Origin of the sequence: Pontivivens ytuae (assembly GCF_015679265.1) — a bacterium.
In the GTDB taxonomy this organism is placed as follows: domain Bacteria; phylum Pseudomonadota; class Alphaproteobacteria; order Rhodobacterales; family Rhodobacteraceae; genus Pontivivens; species Pontivivens ytuae.
This window is the reverse complement of record NZ_CP064942.1, coordinates 26,469-45,984: the sequence shown is the minus strand read 5'-3', so window position 1 is coordinate 45,984 and position 19,516 is coordinate 26,469. Positions and strand designations below refer to the sequence as shown.

Annotated in this window: 1 protein-coding gene (running past one end of the window); it reads left to right on the top strand. The window is 68.3% G+C overall.

The genetic code is table 11. From position 1 onward, the window contains the following. On the top strand, positions 1–19,516 hold the 3' portion of the coding sequence (locus I0K15_RS00120) for a DUF4347 domain-containing protein (RefSeq protein ID WP_196103428.1). It extends 16,556 nt beyond the left edge of the window; 19,516 of the gene's 36,072 nt are visible here — the last part of the coding sequence; its start codon lies off the left edge, out of view; it ends in the stop codon at positions 19,514–19,516.

Sequence of the window (19,516 nt, the reverse complement as noted above, 5' to 3'; positions counted from 1 at the left end):
CGATATCGATCTCAAGGGCGCGCTGCTTGGCGCGATGGACTTCGACGGCGCGCTGTCGCTGACGGAGCTTCTGGAACTGATCGAAGAGGTCAGCTCCAACTTCACCACGCCGGGTCAGCTCGGCAACACGGCGCTGACGGCGGAACTGCCGGTGCTCGGCTTCTCTATCGATTCGAAGCTGGGTCTGGTCGACGTGTTCCGCACGATCGAGAACGCGGTCGCCAATCTCGACGGCTCGTTCCTGGAGCTGCAGGACATTCTCGACAAGGAACTCGCGAAGCTCGGCTTCGACGCGGGCGAGGGCGCGGATGCGCGCGCCAAGATCGCGCGGGTGGACTATGGCGGCGACGGCGATCGCAACGACCTCGTCATCGGCATCGACATCGCGAAGGGCTTTACCGAGACGCTGGATCTCGACGTCTCCCTCGCCGCGCTGCTCGCGCAGGCGGGCTTGCCGACCGAGCTGCAGAACCTCGTGGAGCTGGCGGGCGAGATCGAGGTCGATCTCGGCCTCACTGCGGGGCTGCGCATCGACATCGGCGTGAACCTCGAAAACATCGCGACGCCGCTGGTCTTCCTCGGCTCCGGCACGGCGGCCTATGTCGATCTCGATACCGAGCTGCTGGTCGCAGCGCTCGAGGCCTCGCTCTTCAGCGGTGCGGTGGCGGTCACGACCAACACCACGAACGTGGAGAAGCTGCGCCTCGGCATGACCGGGGACGACACGACCAACACGCTGAAGGTGGGCCTCGGCAACACGACCGACGGCACGGATGAGCGGATCTTCCGCAACGCCGCCGACAAGCTGGTCGCGACCGGCCTCGGCGTCGATGGCAAGGTCTTCGGCGTTGACGGCACGGCGGTCGAGATCACGTCGGAAGAGCGGTTCGAGGTGCGTGCGCCGGTCTTCGGCGAGCTCGACTTCGCGGGCATCGGTGTGGATGCGTTCTCCACCAAGCTCTTCGACCTCGACATCTCCTTCAACCCGCTGCCGACGAACGGGCTGGCGGCACCGGCCTTCACCGCGGCGACCTCGGGCGATTTCGAGACCGGGGCGGCGGACAACTTCGTCTACCTGCAGTTCACGCTGGCCGACGGCATAGCCTCGCTCGACGAGAGCATCCTGCGCGACATCCAGAACCTGGGTGCGACGACCTTCGACTTTGCTGCCGTGGCGAAAGCCATCAAGACCTTCGTGTCGGTCACCAAGACCGACATCGCGCAGCAGGTGCTGACGGCGGACATCCCGTTGGTCGAACGCTCCATCGACGAAATGATGCGGGTCAACGACATCCTCGACCTGTTGGACGCGGCGGCGGACGATATCATCGCGGCCGCTGCCGGCGACGGGAACCTCGCGGCACTGAACGATGCGCTCGCCGATGCGCTCTTCGCCAACTTCGGCGCCGACAACGGGCTCAGCGTGGCGGAGCAGGAGGAGCTGAAGAAGTCGCTGCTGCTCGAAGCGCGGCTGACCTTCACCGACGATGGCGGCACGCCGGTTGCCAACGGCCTCGCGCTCGACTTCGATATCGGGCTGATCGCGCTCGGCCTCGCGCATGGGCTCAACGTTCAGAACAGCTTCACCAAGCGGATCAAGCCGCAGGACTACCTGCCGAATGCGGAGCTCAACGCGCTCCGCGCGCTCGGCGTCGATATCGAGCTGGAGATCGCGCCGATCGACCTGCAACTCGACTTCGATCTCGGCCTGAAGGGCGGTTTCGGCGTCGCGTTCGACACCTTCGGCAACCCGAACCCGACCGTGACGGTCAAGGAAGGCACCGGCGTCTTCGTCGACATGGGCGCCCGCGCGCACGTGGCGGAGGCCGAGCTGAGTGCTGGCCTCACCTTCATCCCGGGGGCGGAGATCGCGGCCACCGTGCTCGATGCCACGCTCGCCATCGATGCGGACGGCGATGTGGAGCTGAACGCCGACGGATCGATCAAGGACGACGGTGCGGCACGGCTCGAATACAGCCTCGATCAGGACGTGGTGCTGACCGGCGCCGCGGCGAGCAACCTCGCCACCGCAAGCGCCAAGATCGCGGGGCAGGCTGCCCTGATGGTGCCGACCTACTTCCCGGTCCGTTCCAACCCGCTGACCGGCTCCGATGCGCTGGTGACGGACGAGTGGCTGGCCGAAGAAGCCAACCGCTATGCAAAGTACCAGGACGGCGACCTGCCGGACTTCGTGCAGCGCAACGCGATCTTCCTCGGCTACGACCTGTCGAACCTGCTCACGGCCGACAACCCGGCCGACTACATCACCTACTACATCCCGAACCCGATGCCCCAGATGGGCCTCGGCATGTTCATCGAGGACCCGCTGCTGCTGGTCGAAGGGCTGGAGAAGCTGCTGACCGCGCTCGATGCGCAGATGCGCCGCGCGCCGATCTTCCAGCTCGACCTGCCCTTCGTGGGCGACGCCCTGTCGAAGGGGGCGGACTTCATCTCCTCCACCCTGATCGATCCGGTGAACGGGGCGCTCGGCGATCTGTCCTCGCTCATCAAGGCGGAGAAGGCGAAGAACGGCGGCGAGTTCACCACCGTAGACCTGCTGCAATTCGCGCTCTTCGAACTGTTCGAGGAAGTGAACGACGCGACCGGCATCAACTTCGTCGATGCCGACGGGAACGCGATCACCCATTACAATCAGGTCGATGTCAGCCTGACCGACAACTACGACGATCTGCTCATCAAGATGCGGGCGATGGGCGACATCTTCCCGCCGATCGATGTGGATCTGGATCTCGCGGGCTCCGTGCCCGGCCTGCCGCTGAGCTTCGACAGCGATGTCGGCATCACCTTCGGGATGCAGTACGACATCGCGCTCGGCTTCGGGGTCAGCTTCATCGACGGCGCGCTCGACTTCTATGTCGACACCAACGCCAACCCGAACCGGCCCGAGGAACTGGTGATCGAGGCCTATGCGGACCTCGATGACGATGCGCGCCTGACGGCCCAGCTCGGCTTCCTGCAGTTCGAGATGGAGAACCTGCGGAAGAACGGCCACAAGGAGCTGACCGCGAAGCTCGCCGCCGACATCCTCGACTCCGGCAAGGTCGCGGACGACGATCGCCTGTCGCTCCTCAAGGAGCTGAAGGGCATCAAGTTCTCCGACATCTTCAACGCGACCTTCGATGCGGGCGCGGAAGTGAGTCTGTCGGCCGTCTCCAGCTTCGGCGGCTCCGCGGACTTCCCGCGGTTCCTGACGGACATCCACTACAGCCAGGTCTTCGCCAAGGTGGACCTGTCGAAGCCGATGGATCAGGCGGTGTTCGGCGACGCGCCGGAGGTCGAGCTCGCCGACATGCGGCTCGATCTGGGCGCGTTCATCTCCGACTTCGCGGCCCCGATCCTGAAGGAAGTGCAGAAGATCACGAAGCCGGTTGCCGACGCGCTGTCGCCGGTCGTGGATCCGCTGCCCATGGTCTCCGACCTTCTCGGTGCGCCGACCTCCGTCCTCGACATGATCGAGATGTTCGGCGGCAAGGGCGTGGCGAAATATGTCAAGTTCTTCAAGGTCGTGAAGGCCATCATTGACATCGTGAACTCGATCCCGACCGACGCGGACGGGGTCATGATCAACTTCGGCTCCTACAAGTTCGGCGATGCGGGCGATGTGCGCCAGCAGGTCACCTACGACAACAACAAGCAGCGCCAGCAGACCCAGACCAACGCGGTCGATCCGCAGGCGCAGGCGAAGACCGGGCAGGCCGCGGCGACCACCAACCGCCCGAGCTCCAACACCGGCGGCAAGAAGGCGTCGGGCCAGACCCAGGGCTTCCTGTCGAAGCTGAAGGGCGTCGAGGGCCTGCGCTTCCCGGTGCTCGAGGATCCGATGACCGCCATCGGCATCTTCACCGGTGCGTCCAACGTGGACCTCGTCGTCTTCGACGTGCCGACGCTGGAGATCGAGGCCCGCGTCTCGAAGGATATCTGGATCTGGGCGCCGTTCCTCAGCGCCAACTTCACTGCGGCCGTGACGGCACGGGCGAACCTGTCGTTCGGCTACGACACCCGCGGCCTCAACCTTTATCGCGACAGCGGCTGGTCGAGCCCGGAATACCTTGCCTACGGCCTCCACGCCCGCGACTGGAACGATGACGGGTCGGAGAACACCGAGCTCGAGATCGATCTGGAGATCTCGGCAGCCGCGCAGATCGGCGGCAACTACCTCGTCATGCGCGTGGCGGCCGGGATCCGCGGCGGCATCTACGGCGACATCGACTTCGACCTGAACGATGTGGCGAACCGCGAGGGCGTCTACGACGGCAAGGTCTATGTCGACGAGCTCGCCTATATCCTCGAGCGCGATCCGCTCGGCCTCTTCGATGTCTCGGCAGAGTTCCGGGCGAAGGTCGACGCCTTCGTCTCGATCAAGCTCAACCTGCTCTTCACCACGATCACCATCGTGGACATCCAGAAGACGCTGGTGGACGTGCTGATCTGGCGCTTCGACTACCACAAGCACTTCCAGCTTGCGCCTCTGGGCGAGGTCGACGGCAACGGCGTGCTGACGGTTTTCACCACCGATGCGGCGGATCGCATCACGGTGCACCAGACCAACGACGGCCGCATCCTGATCGACGCGGCGGGCGCCACGCAGCGCTTCGAGAACGTCAAGGAGATCTCGATAAACGGCCAGGGCGGCGACGACCGGATCTTCATCGCAGACACGGTTCAGGACCGGAAGATCCGGGTGCGGCTCGGCGACGGCAATGACAGCTTCATCTCCGAGGCCGATACCGAGATCTTCGTCGATGGCGGCGCGGGCGACGACACGCTGCTCCAGACCGGCGCGCACAAGGTCACGTTCCGCGGCGGCGCGGGCAGCGACACGCTCACGGGCGGCGAGGGCGACGACCAGCTCTTCGGCGATGATGGCGACGATGTCATCTACGGTGACGAGCAGGTGGCGGCCTTCGGCACCTCCAACGGCCGCGGCTATGGCGGCAAGGACTACATCTACGGCGGCGCGGGCCGCGATGCGCTCTACGGCCAGTACGAGGGCGACTTCCTGTTCGGTGATGCGGGCGACGACGCGCTCTTCGGCCAGATTGGCGACGACGCGCTGCAGGGCGGTGCGGACAACGACACGCTGATGGGTGCGGAAGGCGCGGACGACCTGCGCGGCATCTCGGGCGACAACACGCTGATCGGCGGCAAGGGCGACGACAAGGTCACCGGCGGCACCGGCGCGGACCGTATCGAGTGGACCGTGGGCGAGGGCGAGGACCAGATGACGGGCGGCGCAGGCGCCGACCTCTTCGTCGGCACCGCCACCGGCACGACCGCCGACACGGTGGAGATCGACAGCGAGGACGCGGCGACCCGCATCCGCTGGCAGGCCGCGATCCAGGAGATCCTGGAGCTCGCGGGCGTCGAGACCATCGACCTGACGCTGGGTGAGGGCGAGGACAACGTGATCGTCCACGCGCCCGAGGTTGCGGTGGACGCGACCAGCCTCGTGCTGGAGCTTGGCACCGGGCAGGGCGACGACGGCGACACGGACCTCGTGCGCATCGTCGGCCGCGACGACGCCGACGACGTGATCGGGGCGCAGGCCTCGGTCGGGACCTCCTCGACCTGGACGATCTACCAGGGCTTCGGCGCGGACGAAGACCTCGCCACCCGTCTGTCGAGCGGCACAGCCCGGCAGGACATCGAGCTGCGCGGCCACTACCAGACCGCGGATGCCCAGGACGGCGTGCGGGTGGAGACCGGCGGCGGCGACGACGTCATCGATCTGTCCGCCTTCCGCGTCCCGGCCTCCTCCGACGGGCTGATCCGGCATGTGCAGGCGGGTGAGGGCAACGACCGGCTGATCGGCTCGGAGCTTACCGACCTGCTCGATGGCGGCGCGGGTGACGATTACTACGACGCGGGGCTGGGCGCGGACGTGTTCCTCGACCTCTCAGGCACCGACACGCTGGTCCATGACGGCGCCGCGCATATCGCGAGCGGCGAGAGCGTGCGCTTCGACGTGGAAGGCGAGGCGCTGGAGCTGCGCCATGTGAACGCCTCCGGCACGGTCACGCTCAGCGAGCGCGAGCTGATCCGCGGCATCGACACGCTCCTGCTGTCGGGCACCTCGGCGGACGACACGTTCTCCGTCACAGAATTCACGCGCCGTCTGGTGATCGACGGGCGTGACGGCTCCGACACCGTGCTCACGCGCGCGAGCGCAGGCGTGGAGCGGTTCGGGATCGAGGTGAACTCGACCAATGCCGTGACGTTGGACGAGACCGTCACCGATCCGGGCGACGGCGCGCTGATCGTCGGGCTCGACCTCATCGAGCTGACGCTGGCCCAGGCCTCCGCCGCCGTTGCCTCCATCGTGCCGAAGGTCACGGTCGTGCGCGGCACGCAGTCGGGCGTGATCGGGACGGTGCAGACCTACTCCCACACCACCGGCAAACTGACCCTGTCGGATGCGACCGGCGTGCCGGAGCATGGCGAGACCTTCGAGGTCGTGGGCCTTGCCGCGACCACCACGACCCCGATCAGCTTTGCCGGCGACAACCTGTCGGCGCTGGCCGAGGGCGACATCCTGACCCTGCCCACGGGTGGGGAGCGGGAGGCGATCCTGCGTGTGCTCAGCATCGACACCCAGCTCGGCACCTTCACCGGCGAGCTCCTGTCGGGTGAGATCGAGACGGCGGAGACCTTCCTCGGCGCCTCCGGCGGCGGGCAGGTGAACGCCACCACCGCGTCCTCCCGCACCGCCGAGGTGCCGGTCGAGGTCACAGTCGCGGCCCTCTCGAGCGTGTCGGTCGGTGAGCTGCTGGAGGCCGCCGACGGCTCCCTCTTCCGCGTGTCACAGGTGGAGTCCGCCCAGACGGTACTGGAGCTCATCGGCGGCCGCTGGGTGACCGGCATGACCGCGGGCGGCCAGACGCTGACCGCACTGGCGGGCGATTCGGCCGTGTCGGGCGATGTCACCACAGCGCTGCTCACCGACTACACCTACCAGGTGGGCGTCGAGGCGGACTTCGCCGCCGACCTCTCTGAGGGACCCGCCGCGCAGATCGAGCAGCGGCTCAAGGACGGCGAGCGCGTCATCCTGTTCGCCGTCAGCGAGATCGCGGGCGTGCAGAACGTGCAGGCGGTCGAGGTCACGGCGATCAGTTCGACCGGGATCACGCTGTCGACCGGCGCGACGCTTGCGCCGGGCACCGCGCTCTACGATCTGGTGCCAGGTGGCACTTCGCTGACCCCGCCGACCGATGTCGATGTGACGACGGCGACGGGTGCGCAGCCGGTGCTGGTCCTCGGCGCCGATCAGGCCGATGGCACGCTCACCTATATCGAGCAGAACCTGCTGGGCGGCGGCGCCGAAACCCGCGCTTTTGCCCGCATCTCCTCCGAGATTGCGCAGGGCAACACGGTCACGCTCTACACCGCGCAAGGTCACGCGGTGGAGATCTCGGCTCTCGACACCGCCTCGGGCTCCGTCACCTTCGCCTTCGCCGATCCGGCGGGGACGGGCGATCAGCGGGCGCGCGTCGCCTTCTCCGACATGGCGCTCTACGAGAGCGCCAGCGATGCGGCCATCGACACCCGCCCGATCCTGCGCCTCGGCGAAGCGTCGGTGACCGGTGAGCCGATCTCGCTGAGTGCCGCGCGGACCATCGCGCGCGACTTCGGCAGCGAGATCGTCACGGGTTCCGCGGATGTCCGCGTCGCGGGCATCGCCGACACGTTCTACGCGGGTCAGAGCGTCGTGATCCTCGACGGCTCTTCGGACGGAACGCGGGCGGAGGTCGTGGAGCAGAAGCGCGACGTGAGCGCGCTCAACATCACCGTCGTGGACAGCGGCGCGGATGCGACCACGGTGCTGGAGGGCTTTGCCTATACCGGCCCCGCGGCGGGCTACGTCCCGCCGGCGGATGCCATGGTCCTCGGCCTCGATATCGCCGTGGTGAAGGTGCCCGCGGGCTTCGAGGGGCTCTTCATCGAGGGGCAGACCGTCTGGGCGGTGGATCCGAGCATCGACAAGACCGCGGATCCGACCGGCTGGCGCACTGCCATCGGCACCGTCGAGGTCTACAAGGCCGGGGCAGGCGAGCTGCATATCCGCATGGCGGACGGTGCAGCACCCATCGGCTTCGGCACGATGCTCTACAGCGAGTTCGCCACGACGCAGGGCGGCTCCTTCGTCGTCACAGACGATGTCCGGCCGGAGCTGTCGAACAAGCGGGTGGTGTTCACCAACTCCACCACGCTGGGCGAGATGGGCTTCAACACCGGCGACAGCCTGATCACGGCGGACGGCCGCGAGCTGGTCGAGGTCGGCTATGCCGGTCCCGCGGTGGACGAGAACGGCACCCTGATCGGCGGCGCGGGTCAGGACCTGACCTTCAACCGCCTGCGCAACGGCACCCAGCCGTTCCAGCCGACGCAGCAGCTCACGGTGATCGAGAAGACGGGCTCCGGCTTCACCTCCACCACCGTCCCGACGCTGGTCATCGGCAACGCGGCCTTCGACGTCGATCTCGGCTCGGATTACTGGGAGATCAAGCTGGAGCCGGGCTCCTCGGCGGCGCTTGCCCAGTACATCTCCGACAACAACATCGATCTGACGGTGACGGAGCTCTACATCTCGTCCGCCTTCGGGACGGGTGAGACGCAGGGCCTCGACACCGGGCGGATCGTGTCGCTCGACACCTCCACCGCGATCATCGAGGTCGAGGTGCTCGACGTCGACCGGGCCGAGGCGAACCTGGTGCGCGAGCCGGGCACGGCGCTGCACTTCCGCGATGTGCCGGTGGTCGCCCCGAAGGGCGTGATCTTCACGCCGACGAACGTGGTGCGGGCGGGTGACACGGTGACCGTCACGCTCGACGGGAACACCTTCCCGGACTTCGACATCGACGAAGAGCTGACGCATCTCTACCGGCAGGACGCCGATGGGAATGTGATCGGCGTCGCCCTCATCGACCGCACGGCGACCGAGGCGTCCTTCGCCGCTGGCGGTTTCGACGTGATCGCCCATGTGGTGGCGGGCACGACGAGCGACTTCTCGGCCCTCGGGGACCAGTGGGCCTTCCGCGGCGGGATCGACATCGCGGCGACTGTCGCCTCCGTCGTCACGCAGGCCGATGGAACCGTGGAGATCACGCTGGCGGCCGATGCGGCGCTCGACATCGTCACGACAGAGGGCGTGGCCGATCTGCTTCAGGTCTACGGCCTTGAAAGCTCGCCCACCGCGGCGGGCCGGATCACCGGGGTGGAGTTCACCGGTGGTGCCTACGTGCTGACCGTGACGAAGGGTGCGACGGCGACGCTGCCGGTCGCGGGCGATGCGCTGCGCCTGACCTCGGCGGAGCGGATGCCGGCCTACATCATGCCGACAGGCACCGATCTTACTGGCATGGTGGTGGATTACACCGCGCGGATCAGCCTCGACCAGCTCGACTGGGACCTGGTGGAGCATGTCCAGACCGTGACGCTCGACGATGCCTCCGGCCTGTCGGTCGGCGGGACCATCGCGCTCGACGCCGATGGCACCGTGACCGGCGAGATCACCGCCATCGCGGGCAACGACGTGACCATCACGCTCAGCCGCGGCGCCGATGTCTTCAGCGGCGTCAGCACGGCCGAGCTGGTGCGTGAGGATGATCCCGTGGGCCTCAACAAGTGGGCCGTGGGCACCGCGACGCTGGTGACGACCGCCAACCAGACGAGCCTGACGCTGGGCGGCAAGACCGTCGCCGTGCAGGACGTGAGCGATGCGCTGACCCGCGTCTACGCGGTCGAACTCACCTACACCCCGACGGCCGAGGAGCAGGTGATCCTCGACGCGCAGGAGAACGGGACGACGCTGACGGCGGAGCAGGCGCTCTTTGCCGAGACGCTGCTCACCCCGTTCCGTCCGCTGGTCAATGACCGGCTGACGCTGCGCGACGGCGCGAACGGCATGGACCAGGCCACCGTGCTCGACGTGGTGGACGTGGACGGACGCTATTTCGGCATTGTCGAGGTCACCTATCAGGACCTCGCCGACCCGGCCTTCAACGCGGGCGATGTCGTCAGCGGGCGCACCGTGACGGTGGCGAGCGACGTGAGCGAGACCGACCGCGTCATCGACGCGGCGACGTTCGACAGCCTGAGCGCGCAGACGCTGATCGATGCGCGTGCGCGCGACTTCTACGCTGGTCAGCCCTTCACGGCGACGGCGCCTGACGGCTCGACGCTGGTCGGCACCGTCTCCGACTGGAACGGCGACACGCGGGTCATCACGCTGACGGAGCTGCGCGACACGACGCCGGACTTCGACCAGTCCTTCTTCGACCTGATCGGGGACGGTGAGACGATCTCGTCGGACATCGACACCTCAGGTGCGGTTATGGTCGGCAACGGCGTGGAGCTGACGCTCGACACGCTGGGCGCAGCTCCCGTGCTTGGCGCGACCGTCACGGGCGATGGCGGCTCCATCGGCACCGTCGCGGCGCTCGACAGCGGCGTGCTTCAGGTGCGCGGCACGTCGAACACGCTCGCCGCGGGCACCGTGGTGGCGTGGACCGGCGCGGACGGCAACGGCTACAGCGTGACGCTGGGCGCGGAGCTGACGGCCGTGGACGGCATCTTCACCATCGGCGCCCCGGCGCTGGCGGACCTGCCGGTGACGGGCACCATGCTGCGGGCCGGTGGTATCGAGATCGGGCGGATCGCGACCGTCGACGGCGACACGGTGACGCTCGTCATCACCCGCGAGGCGCTTGCGGGCGGCACGGGTGCGGCGCTGCTCCAAGCGGGCCAGTCGGTGAGCTGGTCGACCTCCGCGGGTACCGAGCCCACGACGACGATCGGCGCGATCGCGAACGACGCGGTGATCGGCATCACGCTGCGCGACACCGCGCTGCAGCCGGTGAGCGGCGACACGGTCCGCCTCGAAGGCTCCACCATCGGGACGGTCACGAGCTGGGATGCCGAAGAGGGCGCGCTCTTCATGACCGTGGCCACGACGGATATCGAGACGCTGGGCCGCGACGACCTTCTGACCATCGCGCGCACCGACGGCCTCGGCGATTACCGGGTGCAGGAGGTGAAGACCGTCTCCGTCTCCGGCGCGACGGCCCTCGTCCGTGTCTACATCGAGATCCAGCCCGAGGCGGCGCCGGAGAGCGGCGATGCCCTCACCGATGCGTCCGGAAACGTGATCGGCGAGATTGCGGTCTGGGACCCCGACAAGCGCGAGGCGACGGTGCATCTGGATGCCGGGCATCTGGGCGACGTCTGGTTCGGCTCCGACCTGCGCGTGAACAACGCCGCGGGCACGCTGGCCTACGAGGTCGTGGACCTGCGCTTCGGCTCGGTCCGCTACCCGGCCACGGGCTCCACCGCGGCGGATGCGCTGTCGGGTGGGGAACTCAGCCTGCAGGACCTGTCGCTCGACTATGACGGCGCGGGGCAGGGCGTGATCGTCACCTCGCTCGATCCGAGCCTCTGGACCGACACGTTCACCTACACGGGTACCCGGTTCGAGAATGCGGACAGCGTCATCGTCGGCATCGACCGCATCCCCGATGGCGGCACCTTCGACGAGCAGCGGGAGTTCCGCCCGGGCGTCACCGACGAGCGCAAGCACGACTTCCGCGTCGACAAGTCCCAGCTCCAGATCTCGCAGGATGCGGGCGACAAGCAGCGGCTGGAGGGCGCGACGCTCGTCTCGATCCCGGATCTCGTGGATCAGCGCTTCATCTCCTATTCCGGCGCCGAGCAGCTCTTCCTGCACGGGACCGAGGGGCAGGATAGCTTCACCTTCGACAACACCGGGGCGCTCAGCTACGCCTACGGCCATGGCGGGAAGGACAGCTTCTTCCTCGGCTCCGTCGTTTCGACGCGGCAGGCCCCGAACCCGGAGGGCACCGGCTCCGTCACGGTGGTGGAGACCACGGCGGGTGCCAGCGACACGACGCGCCTCTATGGCGGTTCGGGCAACGACTACTTCCAAGTTTACCGCAACAAGGCGGAGAGCTTCCTCTTCGGTGATGCGGGCGACGACACGTTCTTCGTGAAGGCGACGCTGGGGGTCACGAACCTCGGCTCCGGCAAGGGCAAGAACAAGGTCGGCTACAACAAGAACGCGCCGCTGCACATCGACGGCGGCTCGGGCTTCGATACGGTGATCCTGGAAGGCACCGAGATCGGCGACCGCTTCATCGTCTTCGTGGACGATGCGGGCGTGCAGCAGATCAAGGGCGCGGGCCTCAACCTCGCCTCGATCAAGGGCGTGGAATCCATCCAGATCAACGCGATCGACGGTGACGACACGATCTATGTCTACGGCGTCACCTCCGATACGCGTCTGACGGTGAACACCGGCCGCGGCTCCGACACGATCGAGGTCGGCGGTCCCGCGCGCTTCTTCGACCCGGTGGACCAGTCCATCCAGCTCGACACGTCGAGCCCGGACGCGCTTGTGCCGGTCATCGAATATGTCGAGGTCGAGGAGCAGGTGCCGGGCTACACCCGCATCGACCTCGTGCCGCAGCCCGACGGAACGACCCTGTCCGTCGCGGTCTTCGTGCCCGGCTACACGGTGACGAAGCGGGTGGCGACGGTCGTGCTGCGCCCGGTCTCCGGTGCCACGCAGTCCGAGAAGAAGGCGCTGTCGCTCGATGCGGTGCGGATCGGGGCGGTCAACGACCTCTCCACCTTCGACAACCTCGTGCAGCTCGACGGCGCGTCGGGCTCCGACGTCATCGACTTCAAGCTCTACGGCGACCGCGACGGCTCCCGCGCGGATGGCGAGTTCGGCGTGACCACCCAGCGCGACGTGACGATCCGCGCGCTTAAGGCGGTCTATGGTCAGAGCTACGTGCCGGACGAGAGCGAACTGGTGGCCGAGGACAGCCCGGAGAACACCTCCTACGGCTGGCTGCGCGGCTTCGGCGGGTCGAGCCAGGGCATCCTGCTCGATAATGCGGAGCTGGTGCGCATCCAGCTCGGCGACGCCAACAACAACTTCATCCAGTCGGGCCTCGACAGCGACATCGAATACGCCGTGATCTCGCTCGGCGGCGGTGATGACGTGGTCAAGGTCGGCCGGGTTCTGACCGATGCGGAGCGCGAGGCGCTCGACGTCTCCCGCCTCGACAGCGACGTGCTGGCGCTGGTCAATGGCGCCTGGGCGGCGCGGCTTGCGGCGGCGGGCCTCGACGCGCTCGATGTGATGACGCTGGCGGCCCTCGATCAGGTCACGCTCAGCGGCAACACGCCCGAGGTGGTGAACTGGTTCGATGCGCTCGACCTCGATGCGCGCGGCAGCGGCTTCCTCGCCGCGGCGCGGGAGGGCGAGGTGGGCGACACCTCCTTCATCACCTCCCGCGTGCTGCTGATCGGGGGTGACGGCACCAATGCGCTGACGCTCTACAACAACGCGCAGTCCGTGGACCGTCACGTCCAGACGACGGCGCAGGAGTACAAGCCTTTCAACCCGGCGGATCCGACGACCTCCTCGCCGGACGAGGTGTCCACCGATCCGCTCAAGGCGCGCATCACCTTCACCCAGGTCGACATCCGCAACCGCGCGGACGAGGACGGCGAGGGCATCACCTCCTCCATCGCGATCAACGCGTTCGACACGACCGAGCTCTATCTGGGCGGCGGCAACGACGCGATCGAGCTGATCTCGGTGGCGCAGCCGCTCTCGATCCATGCTGGCGCGGGCGACGACGAGTTCTTCGTCGGCTCGCGTCCGACGGATGTGCTGGGCTCGGACCTCGACGGAATCAACACGACCGTGCGGCTCGACGGCGGCTCCGGCTCCTCGCGCCTCGTGGTCTCTCGTGCCGGCGATACGGATGACACGCAGGTGGTGGAGCTCGCCTCAAATTCCATCACGATGCGCCACGATCAGGGTGCGGACACCATCGCGACCTCCATCAAGTACGAGGCGACGCTGTCCTCGGCGGAGGAGAGCGACAGCGTGATCTCCGGCTACGACCGTGGCATCGTGGTCTATACCGGCGACGGCGCGGACAAGCAGGTGACGATCAAGTCGGTGCGCAACGACAGCCCGACGCGGATCTACCTGGGCGACGGCGACGACGAGGCGCAGGTGCTCTCCACCGCGGCCGAGCGCACGGTGCTGGAGGATCATGACGGCGATCCGACGACGCCCGACCGGGTGGTCGTGGTCGGCGACGCCAATCTCGGCCTCTCCAACGTTGCCGGTGAGCTGGCGCACGACATCCTGCAGGTCTTCGGCGGCGACGGCGGCGACACGATCGACCTGAGCGCGGCCCTCGCCAACGTGCGCGCCTATGGCGGTGCGGGCGACGACCACATCAAGGGCTCGACCGGCTTCGACATCCTGGTCGGCGGCCTCGGCGACGATACGATCGAGGGCTACGGCGCTGCCGTGATCGGCGCCCCGGCGGAGGACACCCTCTGGGGTCAGCAACTCGAAGTGATCGCGGGCGACGAGATCGGCCTCTTCATCGATCCGTCCTCCGACGCCTACGACGCGCGCTGGATGGAGGCGGGCGGCACCTACTTCTTCGACCGCGCGGACGATCCGGGCAGCCTGCTCGACCTGTCCGCCGACACGCTCGACCTCACGCCGCTCGCGAACGCGGTGGATGCGGACGGGCGTCTGCTGGAGGAATACCGCGGTGCCGGTCCGCTGGCGCAGTGGTTCTCCATCGAGACGGAGGAGGAGCTGCTCTCCGAAGGGGGCGACGACGCGCTCTTCTCCGGCATCGCGACGCCGCGCCTCGACGCGCTGACGCCCACGACGATCAGCTGGCAGCGCGCCATCGGCGACGCAGCGGGCACCGAGACGGCCACGACGCACGAATGGCTGACCGGCACCGCCGTGATGATCGGCGGCGCGGGCTCGGACCGCATCCTCGCGGGCAACACCGACGACGCGCATATCCACGGCCACCTGCTGGCGGGCGACACGGTGCGCATCACGCTCTACGACGCGGATGCCGACGCGCGGCGCTTCCACATGATCGACGTGGTCGATCTGGACGTGACGCAGGACAACCGGCCGATCGGGCATGACTGGATCCAGTACGGCTTCGGTCCGGCCACGGTGCTGGCCGGGCAGGGCCATGACGTGGTCATCGGCGGCCACGACTGGACCGAAGCCGGCCTGCTGCCCGAGGGCACGGACGTGCAGCGCGTCCTCTCCGACGCGGGCCAGGTGGTGCTGCTGGAGGCCTCGCTCACCGGCTCCGATGCCGGGCTGGTCGAGCTGATGCAGACGGATCAGAGCCTCGCGGGCGGGGACGACGTGATCGTCGTCAGCGCCTCCGATACCGATGTGATCGCCGGTGGCGGCGACGACGTGATCCGCGTGGGCTACGTCCACGAGGCGCAGCCGGATGCGGCGGATCGCGACGGCGATGGCGACGTGACCGAGCCGCTGCCGCTGCTCGGCTCCGTGACCTTCGACGCGCTGGCGGGCTATGTCGCCGGGGCAGGCTGGAACGTGCTGCTCGGCCTCGCGCCACTGCCGGCGGCGGTGACGTCGCGCGGCGGGCTGCGGGTCCGGCTTGTGGCCGACTACGGCGACCTGCGCCGCGACGCGCCGGTCAACCTGCCCTCCGTCCCGGCCCTCGCGGGCTTCGACCCGGCGGACGGGCTCGAGGTCTACACCCTGCGCAGCCAGATCCCGGATGAGGATTACGCGGCCATCTTCTCCTCCACGCAGCTCAAGGGCGATGGCGGGGCCGATGACGTGGCCCTCAACCAGGCAATCGCGGACGTGGTCCTCGGCGAGGGCGACGACCGGCTCGTGGCCGAAGGCGCCGTGGGCACCGATGCGGAGCGTGGCCTTGCGGTCATCGCCGATACCGGCGCCATCGATCGCCTGCGCAGCGATGACCGGCTGGTGCGGGTCGACTACTCGCCCGCCGACACGCGGGTGGGTGTGCCACTGACCAGCGCCGACGGCGATCCGCAGCTCTATCGCGGAGGCGATGACAGCGTCACGATCGGCGCGGGCAACCATGTCGTGATCGGCGGCGCGGGCGACGACACCCTGTCGCTGGGCGCGGGCACGGACGACTTCACCCAGATCGTGAGCGGTGACGCGACGACGATCTTCTTCGATCCGCGAACCGGCGTGGCCGAGCGTACGCTCGTCCACATGGTCGCGGGCGAGAACGATCCCGTCATCATCGCCGAGCGTGAGGCGGATCCGAACGGGCCGGGCTTCGCCGACACCATCACCACGGGCGGTGGCCGCATCGTCGTGGCCGGTGGCCTCGGCGACGACCGGATCACGACCGGCGCAGGCCGTGCCGCGATCTTCGGCGACCAGATCCTGATGACCGCGCTCGACACCTCCGGCGCAGAGCCGGTGATCCGGCTCACGGATGAGAGCCTCGGCATTCCAGGCGGCGACGACGTGGTCGACAGTGCTGCGGCAGATGTCGTGGTCATCGGCGGAGGCGGCGGCGACACGCTGAACCTGCAAGGCGGCGATCCGGCGGGCACCACCTCGGGCCGTGCCATTGCGATCGGCGACTATGGCGAAGTCCGCTTCGCCCAGCCGACAGGCTGGACCGAGATCCCGGTGACGGCGACCGACATGCTCGCCTTCGGCACGCTGGTCTCCATCACCTCGCTCGATACCGAGACGACGGATACAGGTGCCGACACCATCCGGGCCGAGAGCGGCACGAAATACGTGATCGGCGGCGGCGGTGCGGACCGGATCCTCACCGGCACCGGGCGAGACGTGCTGCTGGGCGATACCGGGGAGCTCAGCTTCACCGACGGCCTGCTGCGGACCGTGACGAGCGCACGCGACGTGGACGGCACGATCCTTGAAGCAGGCGGCGACGACGTGATCGCCACCGATGTCGGCGATGCGCTGGTACTCGGCGGGATCGGTGCGGACACGATCACCACGGCGGCGGAGGTCACTGTGGCCGGTGTCGCGACCCCGCGCGATGCAGGGGCGACGGACCGGGTCGTCATCTTCGGCGACAACGGCACGGTGCGCTACACGGCGGCGGGCGACCTCATCGACCTGGTGACCGGCGACGGGCTGGCGCGTGATGGTGGCGGCGACACGATCTCCTCCGGCGATGCGACGGCGCATGTGCTGGGCGGCGTGGGCGACGACGTGATCACGCTGGCGGATGGTGTGGCGTCGCTGCTCGCCGATCTCGGCACCATCACCTACTCCGCCACGCTGCGCGACCGGGTCGATGAGATCGAGACGACGTCGACGCTACAGTCCCTGCACGGGGCCGACACCGTCACGCTGGGCGACGGCGCGCTGGCGATGATCATCCTCGGCGCAGGCGACGATAGCCTGACCGGTGGCGACCTCACGCTAGCCCATGTGGCGGGCGATCTGGCGCGGATTGACGTGGATGCGGCGGGCGGCGATCTGCTGACGCTGACCAGCCTCGACACGGCGACCACCGCGGGTGCCGATGTGATCACGCTGGGCGACGGTGTGTTGCGCGCGATCCTCGGCGCGGGCGGCGATACGCTGACGCAAGGAGATGGCGACGCATCCGTAATCGGCGACCACGGTATCATCACCGCCGACGCCACCACCTTCGAGATCGTGGAGATCGAGGCGCTGGCCACCAACGCCGCACGCCCCGTGGCCGGGGCGGATCGCTGGACCGCCGGTGACGGACGTCACTTGGGCATCCTCGGTGCGCTCGGCGATACCGCGATGCTCGGCGATGGCGACGTGGCACTGCTCGCCGATCACGGGACGCTGACCTTCACCACCGGCGGCCTGCTCGATCACCTGATCGACGACACCGCGGATGGCGGCAATGACAGCGTCACCATCGGCGATGCGACGCTGGCCGCAGTGATCCTCGGCATCGGGGACGACAGCCTGACCGGCGGCGACCTGACGCTGGCCCACATCGCGGGCGACCTCGCGGAGATCGACCTCGATCCGGCCACCGGCAACCTGCTGACGCTCACGAGCCTCGATCGCGCAACGACGCCGGAGGGCGATGACGTCATCACCATCGGTGACGGCACGCTGCGGGCGATCCTCGGCACCGGTGCCGACACCCTCACACAAGGCGACGGCGATGCCGCGGTGCTGGGCGATTACGGTGTGATCACCGCGGACACCACGACCTTCGCCATCGTGGAGCTGGAGGCGGATATCGACGATCCGGCCTTCACCCGCGGCGGCGACGATCGCTGGACCTCGGGCTCCGGCCAGCATCTCGGCATCATGGGGACGGGTGGCGACAGGCTGACGCTCGGCTCCGGCGATGCGGCGATCCTGGCCGATCACGGCACGATCGAGCTGACGGATCAGCAATTCCTCGACACGGTGACGGCGCTGACAACCACCGGCGGTGGCGATGACGTCATCTCCATCGGCAGCGGCCGCACGGTCGTGATGGGCGGCGACGGCGATGACCAGATTACCACGGCGGGCGAGCGGGACATCCTGTTCGGCGATGGCGGCGTGGCGGAGTTCGCGCCGGAGCTCGGCTCGTTCCTGACGCCGCAGCTCCTGACGCCGCTCCTTCCGACGGTCGAGGGCGCGGATACGCTGCGCGGCGGCGCGGGCGAGGACATCCTCTTCGGTGGCGCCGGCGGCGACACGGTCGAGGGCGGCTCGGACCGCGACTTCGTGATCGGCGACTTCGCGACCATGACGTTCCGCAACGGGCTGGAGCTGAAGGTCGAGACCACGGCGGAGCTGCAGGACTTCGGCGGCGATGATCTGCTGACCTCGAACTTCGATGCGGACTTCGTGTTCGGCGGTGCGGGCCTCAACAGCTTCGACGTGGCCGCGGGCCGCGACGTGGTGTTCGAGACCTTCGGCGCCTTGGAGTTCACGCCGGGCGCGGGCCTCGACAACATCTCCGCCTACTTCAACCTCGGCGTTTCGGGCGGGATCCTCGATAACCGGGCGGTGGAGACCAACACGGCGCGCTCGATCTTCGACAACCTCGCGCCGCAGCTCGGCGCCGTCGATGGGGCGGGGATCTCCGCCTCCGAGGCACGGGCCAATGCGAAGGTCAAGATGCAGGCCTTCGACCGGTTCATGTCGAGCTTTGCGGGCATGCTCAACGACCTGCAGAGCCCCGGCACCGACCTGATGCGCCCCATCGGCGGGCAGGGCATGCAGATCGACGGCGCGGTCAAGACCGGCCGGTCGGCGCTGCGCGGCTATCTCGGCGTGGGTGCGGAGGATCTCGATATCTTCCCGGCACAGGGCGAGGTCACGCTGCCCGAGGCCGATCCGCTGGAGGCCGGCGATCCCGGCCTGCCGCCGGAGCTGCAGGAGGGCGTCGCGGCCGCCACGTCGGAGGGGGCGGAGGACGATCTGCTCGCCCTCATCGACCTCGGCGACGACGAGACCGCCGAGGCGGAGGCCGCAGCGGCGCTCCTCGCCCTCACGGCCCCGGCGCTGCGGCGCCGCAAGGCCCGCGCGGGCAGCCTGGAGCAGCGTTTGCGCAACTGGTCCGGCGCCGGTTTCGATCTGCGGCGCACCGCCGGTGGACCCCGTTCGGGGGCGCCGGTACAGTCCCCGCAAACCAAGGGATAA